This is a genomic window from Thermotoga sp. 38H-to (assembly GCF_011057665.1).
Taxonomy (GTDB): Bacteria; Thermotogota; Thermotogae; order Thermotogales; family Thermotogaceae; genus Thermotoga.
Genome location: NZ_LNFZ01000003.1, coordinates 351,073 through 365,817 on the forward strand (window position 1 = coordinate 351,073; position 14,745 = coordinate 365,817).

Annotated in this window: 13 protein-coding genes and 1 CRISPR repeat array; of the genes, 7 read left to right on the forward strand and 6 right to left on the reverse strand. The window is 46.4% G+C overall.

Annotated elements, in window-relative coordinates; translation table 11 throughout:
* Positions 1-162 precede the first annotated feature (162 nt).
* From aroF to aroQ, 7 genes are read left to right on the forward strand one after another with little or no spacing between them, the layout of a single operon-like run.
* Entirely contained in the window at positions 163-1,179 is a 1,017-nt protein-coding gene (gene aroF, locus AS158_RS08155) for a 3-deoxy-7-phosphoheptulonate synthase (RefSeq protein ID WP_004083125.1), read from the forward strand.
* The gene (locus tag AS158_RS08160; protein WP_165304829.1) at positions 1,176-1,937 is read left to right on the forward strand and encodes a prephenate dehydrogenase; all 762 of its coding nucleotides are present in this window, start codon (positions 1,176-1,178) and stop codon (positions 1,935-1,937) included. Before aroF ends, AS158_RS08160 begins: the two co-directional genes overlap by 4 nt.
* Positions 1,934-3,199 (forward strand): 3-phosphoshikimate 1-carboxyvinyltransferase, encoded by a 1,266-nt coding sequence (gene aroA / locus AS158_RS08165; protein WP_165304830.1) that lies wholly within the window; start codon positions 1,934-1,936, stop codon positions 3,197-3,199. The genes AS158_RS08160 and aroA overlap by 4 nt, the downstream gene beginning before the upstream one ends.
* On the forward strand, positions 3,196-3,957 hold the full coding sequence (gene aroE / locus AS158_RS08170; protein ID WP_165304831.1) for a shikimate 5-dehydrogenase: 762 nt from the start codon (positions 3,196-3,198) through the stop codon (positions 3,955-3,957). Before aroA ends, aroE begins: the two co-directional genes overlap by 4 nt.
* Positions 3,954-5,084: a chorismate synthase gene (gene aroC, locus AS158_RS08175; protein WP_008193596.1), complete on the forward strand. Its 1,131-nt coding sequence runs from the start codon at positions 3,954-3,956 to the stop codon at positions 5,082-5,084. Before aroE ends, aroC begins: the two co-directional genes overlap by 4 nt.
* A complete protein-coding gene (aroB, locus tag AS158_RS08180) occupies positions 5,032-6,510 on the forward strand; it encodes a bifunctional shikimate kinase AroK/3-dehydroquinate synthase AroB (RefSeq protein ID WP_004083135.1) in 1,479 nt (492 codons plus the stop codon). The genes aroC and aroB overlap by 53 nt, the downstream gene beginning before the upstream one ends.
* Positions 6,507-6,941, forward strand: a complete 435-nt coding sequence (gene aroQ, locus AS158_RS08185) for a type II 3-dehydroquinate dehydratase (protein ID WP_165304832.1) — start codon at positions 6,507-6,509, stop codon at positions 6,939-6,941. Before aroB ends, aroQ begins: the two co-directional genes overlap by 4 nt.
* Here aroQ and AS158_RS08190 read toward each other — a convergent pair.
* The 6 genes from AS158_RS08190 to AS158_RS08215 all read right to left on the reverse strand — a co-directional run bounded on the left by AS158_RS08190 (position 6,934) and on the right by AS158_RS08215 (position 14,685).
* A complete protein-coding gene (locus AS158_RS08190) occupies positions 6,934-7,536 on the reverse strand; it encodes a LysE family translocator (RefSeq protein ID WP_165304833.1) in 603 nt (200 codons plus the stop codon). The genes aroQ and AS158_RS08190 overlap by 8 nt on opposite strands.
* Before the next feature lie 623 nt (positions 7,537-8,159).
* A CRISPR array of direct repeats spans positions 8,160-9,445; the repeat unit is 30 nt; unit sequence GTTTCAATAGTTCCTTAGAGGTATGGAAAC.
* A 69-nt stretch (positions 9,446-9,514) separates the two neighbouring features.
* Complete coding sequence (locus AS158_RS08195; RefSeq protein WP_012310632.1) at positions 9,515-10,729, reverse strand: ABC transporter permease; 1,215 nt, start codon at positions 10,727-10,729, stop codon at positions 9,515-9,517.
* Positions 10,716-11,420 carry an ABC transporter ATP-binding protein gene (locus AS158_RS08200; RefSeq protein WP_008193575.1) on the reverse strand — a complete coding sequence of 235 codons (705 nt, stop codon included), beginning with the start codon at positions 11,418-11,420 and terminating at the stop codon, positions 10,716-10,718. Before AS158_RS08200 ends, AS158_RS08195 begins: the two co-directional genes overlap by 14 nt.
* Complete coding sequence (locus AS158_RS08205) at positions 11,417-12,424, reverse strand: efflux RND transporter periplasmic adaptor subunit (protein ID WP_012310631.1); 1,008 nt, start codon at positions 12,422-12,424, stop codon at positions 11,417-11,419. Before AS158_RS08205 ends, AS158_RS08200 begins: the two co-directional genes overlap by 4 nt.
* Entirely contained in the window at positions 12,421-13,683 is a 1,263-nt protein-coding gene (locus AS158_RS08210; protein WP_165304834.1) for a TolC family protein, read from the reverse strand. The genes AS158_RS08205 and AS158_RS08210 overlap by 4 nt, the downstream gene beginning before the upstream one ends.
* A 15-nt stretch (positions 13,684-13,698) precedes the next feature.
* On the reverse strand, positions 13,699-14,685 hold the full coding sequence (locus tag AS158_RS08215) for a TolC family protein (RefSeq protein WP_011943187.1): 987 nt from the start codon (positions 14,683-14,685) through the stop codon (positions 13,699-13,701).
* Positions 14,686-14,745: the final 60 nt, after the last annotated feature.

Sequence of the window (14,745 nt, forward strand, 5' to 3'; positions counted from 1 at the left end):
TTATTATTACTTTTGGTTTAACAGGGGCACCTGTCCGTGAGTGCGACCGCTCCGGGCAGGTGCCTCTTTCGGTATCTGCCCGGAGCGATAGAAAACACTGAAGGGCTCCGGGCAGCGGAGCCCTTTTTTTATTACCAAAATCCCGTAGGAGGTGGTAGATCTATGATAGTCGTTTTGAAACCCGGTTCCACAGAAGAAGATATAAGGAAGGTGGTGAAGTTGGCTGAGAGTTACAACTTGAAGTGTCACATTTCCAAAGGTCAGGAAAGAACGGTTATTGGGATCATCGGGGACGACAGGTACGTGGTGGCGGACAAGTTCGAGTCGCTGGATTGCGTGGAAAGCGTTGTGAGGGTGCTCAAACCTTACAAACTCGTTTCTCGTGAGTTCCATCCGGAGGACACGGTGATCGACCTCGGAGATGTGAAGATAGGAAACGGCTACTTCACCATCATAGCGGGACCGTGCTCAGTTGAAGGCAGGGAAATGCTCATGGAAACCGCGCACTTTTTGAGCGAACTCGGTGTTAAAGTTTTGAGGGGAGGGGCCTACAAGCCTCGAACATCTCCTTACTCTTTCCAAGGACTCGGAGAAAAGGGGCTGGAATACCTGAGAGAGGCTGCCGACAAGTACGGTATGTACGTGGTGACGGAGGCTCTCGGAGAAGACGATCTTCCAAAAGTGGCCGAGTACGCTGATATCATTCAGATAGGAGCGAGAAACGCTCAGAACTTCAGATTGCTCTCTAAAGCGGGAAGCTACAACAAACCCGTTCTTCTGAAAAGGGGTTTCATGAACACCATCGAAGAGTTCCTTCTCTCCGCTGAATACATTGCAAACTCTGGAAACACGAAGATCATACTGTGTGAAAGGGGAATCAGAACGTTCGAAAAGGCCACGAGGAACACACTCGATATATCCGCTGTTCCTATAATCAGAAAGGAATCCCATCTTCCCATTCTGGTGGATCCGAGCCACTCTGGGGGAAGAAGAGACCTCGTCATTCCACTCTCCCGAGCCGCTATAGCGGTTGGAGCCCATGGAATCATTGTGGAGGTTCATCCGGAGCCCGAGAAGGCACTTTCGGATGGAAAACAGAGTCTTGACTTCGAGCTCTTCAAGGAACTGGTTCAGGAAATGAAGAAACTCGCTGATGCCCTGGGGGTGAAGGTGAATTGAAAATTTCTGTGCTCGGAGCGGGATGCATCGGTGGATCGATCGCACTGAAATTGAAAGAAAAGCATCATGTCACAGCCTTCGACAGAGATGAAGAAACGATGAAAGCATTGGAAGAAAACGGAATAGAAACTGTTTCAAAGGAAAGCGATCTCTACGATACAGACCTTCTCGTTCTTGCGCTTCCCATGAGCGTCGAGGAGAGATTCCTGAAAGAGACGGACTTTTCAGGCAAGATTCTCGATGTAGCGAGTGTGAAGACACCTTTCATGGAAATAGCCAGAGAGAGGGAATTGAACTTTACAGGAGGACACCCCATGGCCGGAAACGAACGAAAGGGAAAATCGGGTTGGGATCGGGAAATGTTCGGCGGAAAGATCTTCTTTCTCTGCTCTCTCGACGGAAAAGAAGATGGGATGATTGAAAACATCGTGAAAGATCTTGGTGCCAGACCTTTGTGGATAGACTACAGGATCCACGACGAGATCGTCGCTGCGGTGAGTCACGTTCAGTATCTGATCTCGCTGAGCGCGCGGTACGTGGGGAAACCCTTCGAAGAATACGCGGGACCTGGTTATCTTTCCAACACGAGACTTTCTAAACAGAACATGGAGATGGCGCTGGATATGATCAGATATAATAAAGAAAACATCCTCAAATACTTGGAGAACGCAAGAAACTTTCTGAATGTTTTCTATCATCTCATAGAGAAAGAAGATTTCGAAAACCTGAAAAAAGCGATAAAGGAAGTGATATCTTGAAGGTGTTTCCGGCGAAGAAGGTCGAAGGAGTGCTGAGCGTTCCTCCGGACAAATCCATAACTCACAGGGCTCTCATTCTGTCCGCTCTGGCGGAAACGGAGAGCACCCTGTACAACCTTTTGAGGTGTCTCGACACAGAGAGGACCCACGACATTCTCGAAAAACTCGGTACACGTTTTGAAGGCAACTGGGAAAAGATGAAGGTCTTTCCGAAGCCCTTCGCTGAACCGATAGAACCTCTCTTCTGTGGAAACTCCGGAACGACCACAAGGTTGATGAGCGGGGTTCTCGCTTCATACGAGATGTTCACAGTGCTTTATGGGGATCCTTCTCTCTCCAGAAGGCCGATGAGAAGAGTGATCGAACCTCTGGAGATGATGGGAGCGCGTTTCATGGCGAGGCAGAACAACTACCTTCCCATGGCTATCAAGGGAAATCACCTTTCCGGTATCAGCTACAAAACACCGGTGGCGAGCGCTCAAGTGAAGAGCGCTGTTCTTCTGGCGGGGCTCAGAGCCAGCGGACGAACGATCGTTATCGAACCAGCAAAAAGCAGAGATCACACGGAAAGGATGCTCAAAAACCTCGGTGTTCCCGTCGAAGTGGAAGGAACACGTGTAGTTCTGGAGCCTGCTACCTTCAGGGGCTTCACGATGAAAGTCCCCGGTGATATCTCGTCGGCTGCTTTCTTCGTGGTTCTCGGTGCTATTCACCCCAACGCTCGAATCACAGTAACGGACGTTGGCCTGAATCCCACCCGAACGGGACTCCTTGAAGTTATGAAACTCATGGGAGCCAACCTGGAGTGGGAGATCACGGAAGAAAATCTCGAGCCGATAGGAACTGTGAGGGTGGAGACCTCTCCAAATCTGAAGGGAGTGGTTGTTCCCGAACATCTCATACCTCTCATGATAGATGAACTGCCTCTTGTGGCGCTTCTTGGTGTCTTCGCAGAGGGAGAAACGGTCGTGAGGAACGCGGAGGAGTTGAGAAAGAAGGAATCCGACAGGATAAGGGTTCTGGTGGAAAACTTCAAACGGCTCGGTGTCGAAATAGAAGAGTTCAAAGATGGTTTCAAGATCGTTGGAAAGCAGAGCATAAAAGGTGGATCGGTAGATCCAGAAGGCGACCACAGAATGGCCATGCTCTTTTCCATAGCAGGGCTCGTGAGTGAAGAGGGTGTTGAAGTGAAAGATCACGAGTGCGTGGCGGTGTCATTCCCGAACTTTTACGAACTGCTGGAGAGAGTGGTGATATCATGAAATTCTGCATCATAGGGTATCCGGTGAGACACAGTATATCACCACGGCTTTACAACGAGTATTTCAAAAGGGCGGGGATAAGCCACTCGTACGGTATGGAAGAGATACCACCTGAATCTTTCGACACGGAGATAAGAAGGATTCTCGAAGAATACGATGGTTTCAACGCGACAATTCCTCACAAAGAAAGAGTGATGCAGTACGTCGAACCATCGGAAGATGCGCAGAGAATAAAAGCCGTGAACTGTGTCTTTCGGGGAAAGGGATACAACACCGACTGGGTTGGCGTTGTGAAGTCGCTCGAGGGTGTAGAGGTGAAGGAGCCCGTTGTCGTTGTGGGAGCGGGCGGAGCCGCACGTGCCGTGATCTACGCTCTCCTCCAGATGGGCGTGAAAGACATCTGGGTGGTGAACAGAACGATCGAAAGGGCGAAGGCTCTCGATTTTCCTGTGAAAATTTTCTCTCTCGATCAGCTCGATGAAGTTTTGAAAAAGGCGAAGAGTCTCTTCAACACCACTTCCGTTGGAATGAAGGGAGAGAAACTGCCCGTTTCCGAAGCTTCTTTGAAAGGTCTGTCTCTTGTTTACGACGTGGTGTACTTTGAGACTCCTCTCGTTTCTGATGCGAAGAGATTGGGAGTGGAACACGTTGTAAAGGGAAACCTCATGTTTTACTATCAGGCGATGGAAAACCTCAAAATATGGGGAATCTACGATGAAAGATCGTTCAAAGAAGTGTTCGGGGAGGTACTGAGATGAAGCTCACAATAGCGGGAGATTCCCACGGAAAGTACATGATAGCGGTTTTGGAAGGGATTCCTGCGGGTTTGAAGATCGATGAAGAGATCATAAGAAGAGAACTTTTCAGGAGAAGAAATTGCTACGGTAGAGGAAAAAGGATGAGCATAGAAGAAGATGCCTTCGAGATCGTCTCCGGAGTGTGGAGAGGTATCACAACGGGAGCACCGCTGACGATTCTCGTTCCAAACAAAGCGGGCAACCCGGTGAAAGACGTTCGGAGCGTGCCGAGACCGGGTCACATAGATTACGCTGCTTTTGTGAAGTACAAACTGCCGGATCTGAACGTCTACGTGGAACGATCCAGTGCCAGATGGACGGTGGCTCTCACGGCGGCGGGTGCTCTTCTGAAGAGTCTTCTCAGAGAGTTCAACATAGATGTTCTTGGGTTCGTCACGAGACTTGGAAACGTGGAAGCGAAGAATATCCCAGACGATTTTGAGGAGTTGAGAAGAAAGAGGGACGAATCGGCCGTTTTCTGTCCGGATCCAGAGGCAACGGAGGGGATGATCTCCGAGATCGACAGGGCGAAAGAAGAGGGAAACACCCTCGGCGGCAAGGTGAGGATCATTGCAAGAGGTGTCCCGGCAGGCATCGGGAGCTACTCCGATCTTTTCAAAAAGCTCGACTCGAAGATAGGTTCTCTCTTTTTTGCCATTCCCGCTGTGAAGGGAGTGGTGATTGGAAGTGAAGAAATGTGGTACGGCTTCGACTATCTGGATGAATTCGAACTGGAAGACGGCAAGATAAAGAGAAAAACGAACAATCTGGGAGGAATAGAAGGGGGCATCACCAACGGAGAAGACGTGTGGGTGAACGTCTCTGTGAAGCCTATTCCCACCACGGGAAAGCCGTTGAAATCCGTTGATCTGAGAACGATGGAACCAGCGAAGACACCGTACGTGAGATCTGACGTGACGGCCGTTCCTCCTGCTTCTGTCGTGTGTGAAGCCGCGCTCGCTGTGGTGATCTCGGACGCTTTGCTCGAACATCTGGGCGATGGAAACATCGACGACCTGAAAAGGAGGTTCGAGAATGAGAATCTTCCTCGTTGGAATGATGGGTTCTGGAAAGAGCACTATCGGTAAAAGGATTTCCGAGGTGCTCGACCTTCAGTTCATAGATATGGATGAAGAGATAGAAAGAAGAGAGGGAAGAAGCGTTCGAAGGATTTTCGAAGAAGACGGTGAGGAGTACTTCCGCCTGAAAGAAAAAGAACTTCTTAAAGAACTTGTGGAAAGAGACAACGTGGTTGTGGCAACGGGTGGAGGTGTTGTGGTCGATCCAGAGAACAGAGAGCTTTTGAAGAAGGAAAAGACTCTCTTTCTCTACGCTCCCCCTGAAGTGTTGATGGAAAGAGTAACAACAGAGAACAGACCTCTTCTGAGCGAAGGAAAAGAGAGAATACGGGAGATCTGGGAAAAGAGAAAACAGTTCTACGCGGAGTTCAGAAGGATCGACACCTCCAGGTTGAACGAGTGGGAAACAACCGCACTCGTTGTGCTGGAGGCTCTGGACGAGAAAGAAATCTCAACGATAGAAAAACCACACCTGGTGAAGATCATCCTCGGTGGCTTCAAGAGGGTGAGAAACGAAGAGCTGGTTTTCACCACGGAGAGGGTGGAGAAGATATACGGAAGGTACCTCCCGGAGAATCGGCTTCTTTTTCCGGATGGAGAGGAAGTGAAGACGCTGGAGCATGTCTCCAGAGCGTACTACGAACTCATCCGAATGGACTTTCCCAGGGGAAAGACCATAGCGGGTGTCGGGGGAGGTGCTCTCACCGACTTCACCGGCTTTGTAGCGAGCACGTTTAAAAGAGGAGTGGGACTTTCTTTCTATCCAACAACACTTCTGGCTCAGGTGGACGCTTCCGTTGGTGGAAAGAATGCCATCGATTTCGCTGGAGTGAAAAACGTCGTTGGGACTTTCAGAATGCCAGACTACGTGATCATAGATCCCACCGTCACGCTTTCGATGGATGAGGGCAGGTTCGAAGAGGGAGTCGTGGAAGCCTTCAAGATGACGATTCTTTCGGGTCGCGGGGTAGAACTCTTCGATGAGCCGGAGAAGATTGAGAAGAGAAATCTCAGAGTTCTCAGCGAGATGGTAAAAATCTCCGTCGAAGAGAAAGCGAGGATAGTAATGGAAGATCCCTACGACATGGGTTTGAGACACGCCCTGAATCTGGGACACACACTCGGTCATGTGTACGAGATGCTGGAAGGGGTACCTCACGGTATAGCGGTAGCATGGGGCATCGAAAAAGAGACGATGTACCTGTACAGAAAAGGAATAGTGCCTAAGGAAACCATGAGATGGATCGTAGAAAAGGTCAAACAGATCGTTCCAATTCCTGTTCCATCCGTCGATGTTGAGAAAGCCAGAAATCTTATTCTGAACGACAAGAAGATCCTGAAAGGTTCCAGAGTCAGGCTTCCTTACGTGAAAGAAATCGGAAAGATCGAATTCTTGGAGGTCGATCCGCTCGAGCTTCTGGAGGTGGTAGATTGAAAGTACTCGTGGTGAACGGACCCAACTTGAACATGCTCGGAAAAAGAGACAAAAACATCTATGGAAACTTTTCTCATGAGGATCTTGTGAAGATGATAGAAGATTGGGGAAGGAAAAACGGTGTGGAAGTGGAGGTCTTTCAGTCGAACCACGAGGGAGAAATTTTGGATAGACTGCACAGGCTCGATTTCGATGGTCTTGTGATAAACCCGGGGGCTTTCACCCACTACAGCTACGCCATAAGGGATGCCCTGGAGATCGTGAAGGTGCCGAAGGTGGAGGTTCACATATCGAACATACACAGGAGAGAAGAGTTCAGAAGAAGGAGCGTCACGGCTGAGGTGTGCGACGGTCAGATAAGCGGACTTGGTGTGTACGGTTACCTTCTGGCTCTGGAGTACATAAAGAAGAAACTGGAAGAACTCACCTGAGAGAGTCAAGCACGAAGAAAAGGCCAAAACCGATGAGGAACAGACCGGTCACGGCCATCACTATTTTGTAGATCAGTGAGGATTTCAATATGGTGTTTCCAAAGACACCTATCAGAGAGTACCAGAGAATGTCTGAGAGAATGTGGCCGAAGTAGAAGGCAGTAACCCCAGCCAGAAACGATGTCTGCGCTTTGACAAGGAAAGCGCTGCCGACGGACATCCACCAAAGAAGAAAGTACGGGTTGGACAGTGAAACGAGAGCTCCTGTGATGGGAAGGGGGATTTTCAGATCGTTTTTTTCTACCTGTGAGATCTCACCTTTGATGGCTGTTAGCTGAGAAATCCCCATGAAAGCAAGGAAAGATCCTCCAAGAAGACCTATCACTTTTGTCACAAGCGGAGATTTCAGGACCCATTGAAAGCCAAGAACCAGCAGGAGAACAAGAAAAGCTTCCAGAACAACGTGGCCGGATATCAGTTTTATAGAGTTTTTCCAACCTTTTGCACTCTGGGATATGGCTATCATCATTAGAGGGCCCGGTGCGACCGCACCGGAAAGCCCCACAAGGAAACTCCCGAAGAATATGGAAATCATCATCTTCCTCCCCAAGAATTTTGAAAAATTTTACCACTCTGTTCTTTGCTTTTGTGTTAGTGTGAAATATATTTGTTTTAACATATTATGTTTTATGCATACAAACCAGGTTAGTTCCAATCATTCACAAAGTAGGTGATGCGTGTATCTGGCACTGGAAGAACGATACAGAGTATGCAATTACCGGTAACGAAAAATTTCATGCAGGTTTGTGGTACCGGAAGCTATGCGTTAAAAAGGGAATAATGGATGATATTAAGAGACAATATGAAGAGAATTTGTGGTAATCGATGACGTGTAAGTGCTTTGAATTCGAGAAATTAGTAGTTAACTTCTAACACACTGAGGAATACCTTCTTTCATCTATTTGTGAAACATGGAACTAATCGATTTTTACCAGAAACACCTCAAAACACCCTGACGTAGGTTGATATAATTTATCTTCTGTTTTTTGCTTGTGTTCTTTCGTTGTTGGACTATGCAATTATTCCATTTTTCCAAACAGTACTTGAAGGTGCTCTTTTGTGTGTTAGAATGGTTTATGGAAAGGGAGGATATGGAAGGTCAAAAAACATCTTGCTTTCAGAGTGTGTTTGTGGTATAATTTCTCTTGAACTCAACGGGTTTCAATAGTTCCTTAGAGGTATGGAAACGATGGAACATAGACGAGTGCTCCTCTAGAAATCCCCGTTTCAATAGTTCCTTAGAGGTATGGAAACCACAGAGAGAGCCGTCATCATTGTAGATGAGACCGGTTTCAATAGTTCCTTAGAGGTATGGAAACTCCATTTCGACATCGATTTCACTTTTCACTACTCTTTGTTTCAATAGTTCCTTAGAGGTATGGAAACGGATGAAGGTGACGGTGAAGGAGAAAAAGGGAGAGAAGTTTCAATAGTTCCTTAGAGGTATGGAAACGCGTAGTAGATCAACTGGATTCTTCTCATGGTTTGGTTTCAATAGTTCCTTAGAGGTATGGAAACACTTTTCTGCTCCTGACTTATACAGGGATGGCTTCTGCGTTTCAATAGTTCCTTAGAGGTATGGAAACTATGTTCGTCGTACGTCTCAGCCAACCATTTAGAAAGTTTCAATAGTTCCTTAGAGGTATGGAAACATCCTGTGAGCACTGCGTCGACATGAGCACGTTTTGTTTCAATAGTTCCTTAGAGGTATGGAAACTTTCCATATATCTTTAACATTAGTGGTGGATTTGAGTTTCAATAGTTCCTTAGAGGTATGGAAACCTTTCTGCATAAGCTATAGCAAGAATTATTTCGGGGTTTCAATAGTTCCTTAGAGGTATGGAAACATATTACTCCTACAATAGCAAGTTTAGCTTTGCGAAGTTTCAATAGTTCCTTAGAGGTATGGAAACATCTAACTGAAATAACAAACGCAGATACTCTTGATGGGTTTCAATAGTTCCTTAGAGGTATGGAAACAGAAAATTGCTGACGAGCTTGTTGCGATGCTTGAAGGTTTCAATAGTTCCTTAGAGGTATGGAAACCTCTGTGTGACGATAAGGAAGGACGATGTCCCCTTCGAGTTTCAATAGTTCCTTAGAGGTATGGAAACCCATCGATGTAATACTCAACTTTTTTGTACACATGGTTTCAATAGTTCCTTAGAGGTATGGAAACTCGGTTTCTGGATTCATTGCCGCAGCAACCCATGTACGTTTCAATAGTTCCTTAGAGGTATGGAAACTTCCCATGTTGGTTACTACCACTAAACTCTTATCGCTGTTTCAATAGTTCCTTAGAGGTATGGAAACACTATTCACCCGAAAATCCTGACGAATGGTCTCAACGTTTCAATAATTCCTTAGAGGTATGGAAACGCTGTTTTGTAGAATGCCCGGTATAGACATCTTAAGTTTCAATACTTCCTTAGAGGCATGGAAATCTGATACAAAACAAAAAATGCCCCTTTCGGGGCAAATGTTTGTTTTTGTGTTTCCGCTATCCGGTTAAATTACTCGTACCTCAGGGCTTCTATTGGACTCAGTCTGGAGGCTCTGTATGCGGGATAGAACCCAAAGAACAATCCAACGCTTGCCGAAACTCCAAATGCAACAATCACAGAGAGCGGATCTATCACGGCTTTCAATCCGTACTGACTGCCAAAGGTGTTAACTATCGTGTTCGAACCTAAGATACCCAGAGCAACACCTATGGCACCAGCAACGAATGTGATCACAACGCTTTCCACAAGAAACTCCAAAAGAATTCTGAGTCTTGATGCTCCTATAGCCATCTTTATACCTATTTCCCTGGTTCTTTCAACAACAGAGACGAGCATGATGTTCATGATACCGATACCACCAACGATCAGCGACACAGCGGCGATTGCAACGAGAACAAGGTTGATGATAGACACACTCTCAGAGACCACGTTCAAGATGGCTTGCTGACTGATGATGTTGTAGTAACTTTCTTCCTCGTGAAACTTTGTGTAGAGCAGGTGATCTATCTCCATGACTGCCCTTTGAGCAACATCCGCGGATTTACTTGTTGCGAGTATCATGGAAACCTTCCCGTGTGTCTGGAAGACCCTGAATTTTCCCGTTTCATAGGGGATCAGAATCATGTTGTCTGGGTTGAACATGAGAATGCTACCGGTTCTTTCGAAGATTCCAATGATTTCAAAGACGAGTTTTCTATTTCCCTGAACGAGGTAAATCTTTTTGCCCAGAGGATTTTCGTTTCCGAACAGGTTGTACGCCACTTCTTGTCCGATGATCGCGACGTTGGCAGTGTTGTCCTCCTGGGAGAAGGTCCTTCCAGAAGAGACTTTCAGATTCAAAATGTGGAAAATATCAGCTGGTGCAGAGTACACGTTAGATCTGGTGTTTGTCTCTCTGTACTGAACAAGGAAACTTCCATTCACAAGACCGATCGCTTTGTCAACACTCGGGCACATCTTCAGGATATCTTCTACATCGTCTTCCTCGAGCGATTCCACCGATTGAGCGATCGTACCTCCTCTTCCTCCAGTGAATCCAGGTGTGATCATGATGATGTTCGATCCAAGCGAAGTGAGCCTCTCTGTCACGCTTTCTTTCATACCTGCCCCAAGAGACATCACCATGATAACGGCGGTCACTCCGATCACAATACCGAGCATCGATAGAAACGTTCTCATCTTGTTGGCAAGAAGTGATCTCAGAACCTCTTTAAGTATCTCCATACACAACACCTCGACGTTCTACACCTTCGATTTTTCCATCTCTGATTCTCACGATGCACGTTCCTTCGTCCACCATCTCGAGGTTGTGAGTCACAACAACCAGCGTTTTTCCCATCTCGTGGAGTTTTCTGAACAGCTCCAGTATCTCTTCGCCAGTTTTTGTGTCCAGATTTCCCGTTGGTTCGTCTGCGAGGATGAAGACAGGATCGTTTGCCAGAGCCCTCGCTATCGCAACTCTTTGTTGCTGACCTCCTGAAAGCTGATTCGGCCGGTGATGGAGTCTGTCTCCCAGACCGACCAATTCCAGAAGCTCTTTTGCCCTCCTTTTTCTCTCCTTCGCCGGTACACCCGCGTAGATCATTGGAAGCTCCACATTTTCCAAAGCGGTGAGACGGGGAAGAAGGTTGTAACTCTGAAAGACAAAGCCTATTTTCCTGTTTCTAACCTGCGCGAGCCTTCGATCACCCATCCTCGAAACCTCTTCTCCTTCTATGAGTACCTTTCCCTTTGTAGGACGATCGAGACATCCAAGAATGTGAAGGAGTGTAGACTTTCCGCTTCCAGATGGTCCTATTATGATCACGTATTCTCCTTCGAACACCTCGAAAGAAACACCACGAAGAGCCTCGACCTTCACCTCACCCAGGTCATATATTTTCCACACATCGACAAGCTCCATCACCTTTTTCATCTTGCTCGTCCCCCTCCGGGGCCGAACATTGGAAGACCTTGTCTTGTTCGAAGTCTCTGGATTTCCTGCTGTGACGGGATGAGAAGCAAAACGTCTCCTTCGGAAACACCCTTTTTGATTTCTATCTTATCGTTCAGCTCTTCACCCACCTCAACATACACCTTTTGAGGTCCTTGGGGTGTTTGTTTCATCACGTAGTAACCGTTTTGATCCTGACTGACCGCTTCTTTTGGTACAAAGAAAGAACTTGTAGCTTCTTTGATGATTATTTCCACGTCGCACGTGAGACCAGGTATCACTAAGCTGGGAGGTATCTGATCGAAAGAAAACTCCACCGGTATCACGGTAACTCCACCGGACGTTTCCGCAACAGGACTGATTCTTTTCACCTTTCCGGTCAGGGTGAGGCCAAGCTGTTCGAAGGTGAAAACAGCCTTCATTCCTTCTTTGACGTTCTTGAGGTCGTATTCACTGATGGAACCTTCTACTCTGAGGGTATCTGTTTCCACTATAGTGACTATGCTGGTACCAACCGACACACTGTCTCCCACATCCACATTGACCGATTGAACTACTCCATTCACAGGCGAAACCACCGTTGTGTTCTCCAGGTTCTCTTTTGCTTTCTCCAGATTCAAACGGTTGATCTCGGTGGGAGAAGTTTTGTAGCTGTTGAGAGCGGAAAGATAACTGATTTGATAATCTGTGTCGTCTATCTTTGCTATTTTCTGACCTACCTGAACCACATCTCCCTCTTCCACGTAAATTTCCAGAACGTCTCCAGATACTTTGGAAGTGACTTTCTTCGTATCGGCGGTGACCTGACCCACTATTTCTACAGTTTCATTCTCTTTCGTCACAGTGTAGGTGAGATAGACAGGAGCCTGTGTTGAAGTGGCGTCTTTTTCAGAAACGGTCTGGGCACTGGCTCTGTTCAAAAAGATCACAACGATCACCAGGACCACCAGTACTGCTATGATCAGCAGGGTTATCCACTTTTTCAATTCTGATCACCTTCCTTGAGGAATTTCTCAAGATCGTATCCTAAGATGCTTATGTATTTCAGTTTTTCCAGAATCAATGAATTTTCCAGATTTTCTTTCTCGAGAGTTCCTTCCACGTAGTCGAGTTTCGAGAGAGTGTAGTCTTCTTCACTCAGGAAGCCTTTCCTGAAAAGCTGATCGTTTGTTTTGGAGCTTTCCTCCAGATCTTCCAGTTCGATTTCTTTTTGTCTCAGCTGAGACTCGAGATTGGCAATGTTGACAAGCTCTTGGCTCAACGAGTTTTCTATGTTTCGCACCTTTTCCTGATATTCCAGAGAAACCAGCTGGGATTTTCTTTTCTCTGCTTCCAGTTTTCTTTCTCCAAAGTCCCAGAGCGTCATCTGAAATCCTATTCCGATCGACCACTCGCTATCTTCGAAGTCGTAGTTGAACGAGAACGTCAGTTCCGGAAGATACGGAAGAAACCATGTTTTCTTTTCTATCTCTTCGGCTTTCTTTTGAAGCTCCAGAGCTTTCAGGTCTTCTCTGTACTCCAGAGTGGTGGCCGGCAGAGTGACCCCCTCGAGAAACTTTCTTGTTTTCTGATACACTTCTTCGTCGATGTTCTTTGTTTGAATCGTCTGAAGACTGTATTCTGCACTTCTCAGGGTTTGTTCAGTGGAGAGTATCTGCTTTTCCAGAGCTTTCTTTTCGTCGTCATCTTTTGCCTTGCTGAGTTTTTCGTTCAACACCTGAAGTCTCTGCGAGAGTATTTCGATCTTCTTTGTGTAGTAGTACCAGTCGAATATGTCCTGGACGGTCTGGATGAAAATGCTGTTCTTTGTGGATTTCAAAGAATACTTGCTGGAAAGGTAGTTTGCCTCTGTCTTCAACTTGTCCACTGTGTATTCCGTTTTGAGATTTCTGGACACACTGAGCTGTGTTCCTTCGAAGTTAAAAGACCAGTCGTCAGTGTTCACGGAGATCGGAAAGGAAAGTCCGAGCTCGAATCCGTAGATGTTTACAAAGTTGACAATTGGAGATATTGAGAAATCAGAGATACCATCCTCTGTTATGGTGATACCTGTCTTTCCCAATGAAACGGATATCTCAGGATTCCAGAAGTTTGTGTAACGTTTGTAGTTGAGCTGTGCTTCTTTGAACTTTTTCACACTCGACCAGTAACCGGACGAATTTTTCAGGTTCTCCTCGAACAGATCGAAGACGTTCCCCACGAGGAAAACCGGAACAAGGAGAAAAACCAGAAAAAATCGTTTCATTTCTTACCACCTTCTTCAAAAGGAGACTTCTTTTCCAGCGTCTATCAGGAAGTTCACGATCGAAGTGTAGTAGCTGCGTAGCGAATTGAAGTAGTTCTTTTTGGTGTTGAGAAGATTGATCTTCTGGGTGTTCAGTTCTTTCTTTGAGATCAGTCCCTTTTCGTATCTTTCCTGGTAATCTTTGAGGATGTTCTCGTTGAGGTCAACCTTTTCTTTCAGTACTTTCAAATTCAAGAAGGCGATTTCCAGAGAATCGAGGGTGCTCTTATAGCTGTCTTTTGCTTCTTTCAAAGCTTCGTCGTAGTTCATCTTTGATTTCTTGTAATTCAGCTCTGCCTTTTTCTGTTCGTACTTCGAAGCGGAAGCGGAGAGGTTGTTGAGATCGTATTCAGCGATCTTCATGTTCAGCTCCGCGATCTTGACGGAAGAAAGATTGTCGAGGTATTCGTCTTCACTCACAAGGTTCTGATAATCGATGAGAGGAAGCTCTATTTCACTCACTTCCACGCTGAAGATCTCCTCATAATCTTTTTGGGCTTCTTCAAGGTCTTTTTGGGCGGAAAGGAGGTTGTTGCTGGCTTCTTCGAGGGTGAGCTCTGAATCTTTCAGGTCGTTCTCGGAAATGAGATTCTTCTTGAAAAGCTCCTGACTGGTTTTGTAGTCTTCCTGGGCGTTTTCGAAGTTCAGCTGTGCGATTTCGTAGGAAAGGTCAGCGGTCAGGAGATTGAAAATCCTTCCCAGAACATCTTGATAAGCGGATTTCAGCGAGTTTCTGTAGCTTTGAAGGTTGTTGTAGTAGCTGAGTTCTGCGGAGAGTTCTGATCTCTTGTTCGTTGCTTCGAGTTTTGCTTTTTCGTAGTCCATCGTCGCGGATTCTAAGTTGATCTGCGCGATTTGATAATCTGTACTGCTCGCAAGAGCGGTTTGAAGAACATCATTCAGAGAAACAGAAAAGCTCAGCACAGAAACGAGAGACAACAGCACCACGAAGAGATTTTTCATACGAATACCTCCTTTTTCGATTGTTTGACGATAAAATTCTATGCCTTTTTTTGTGAAAAA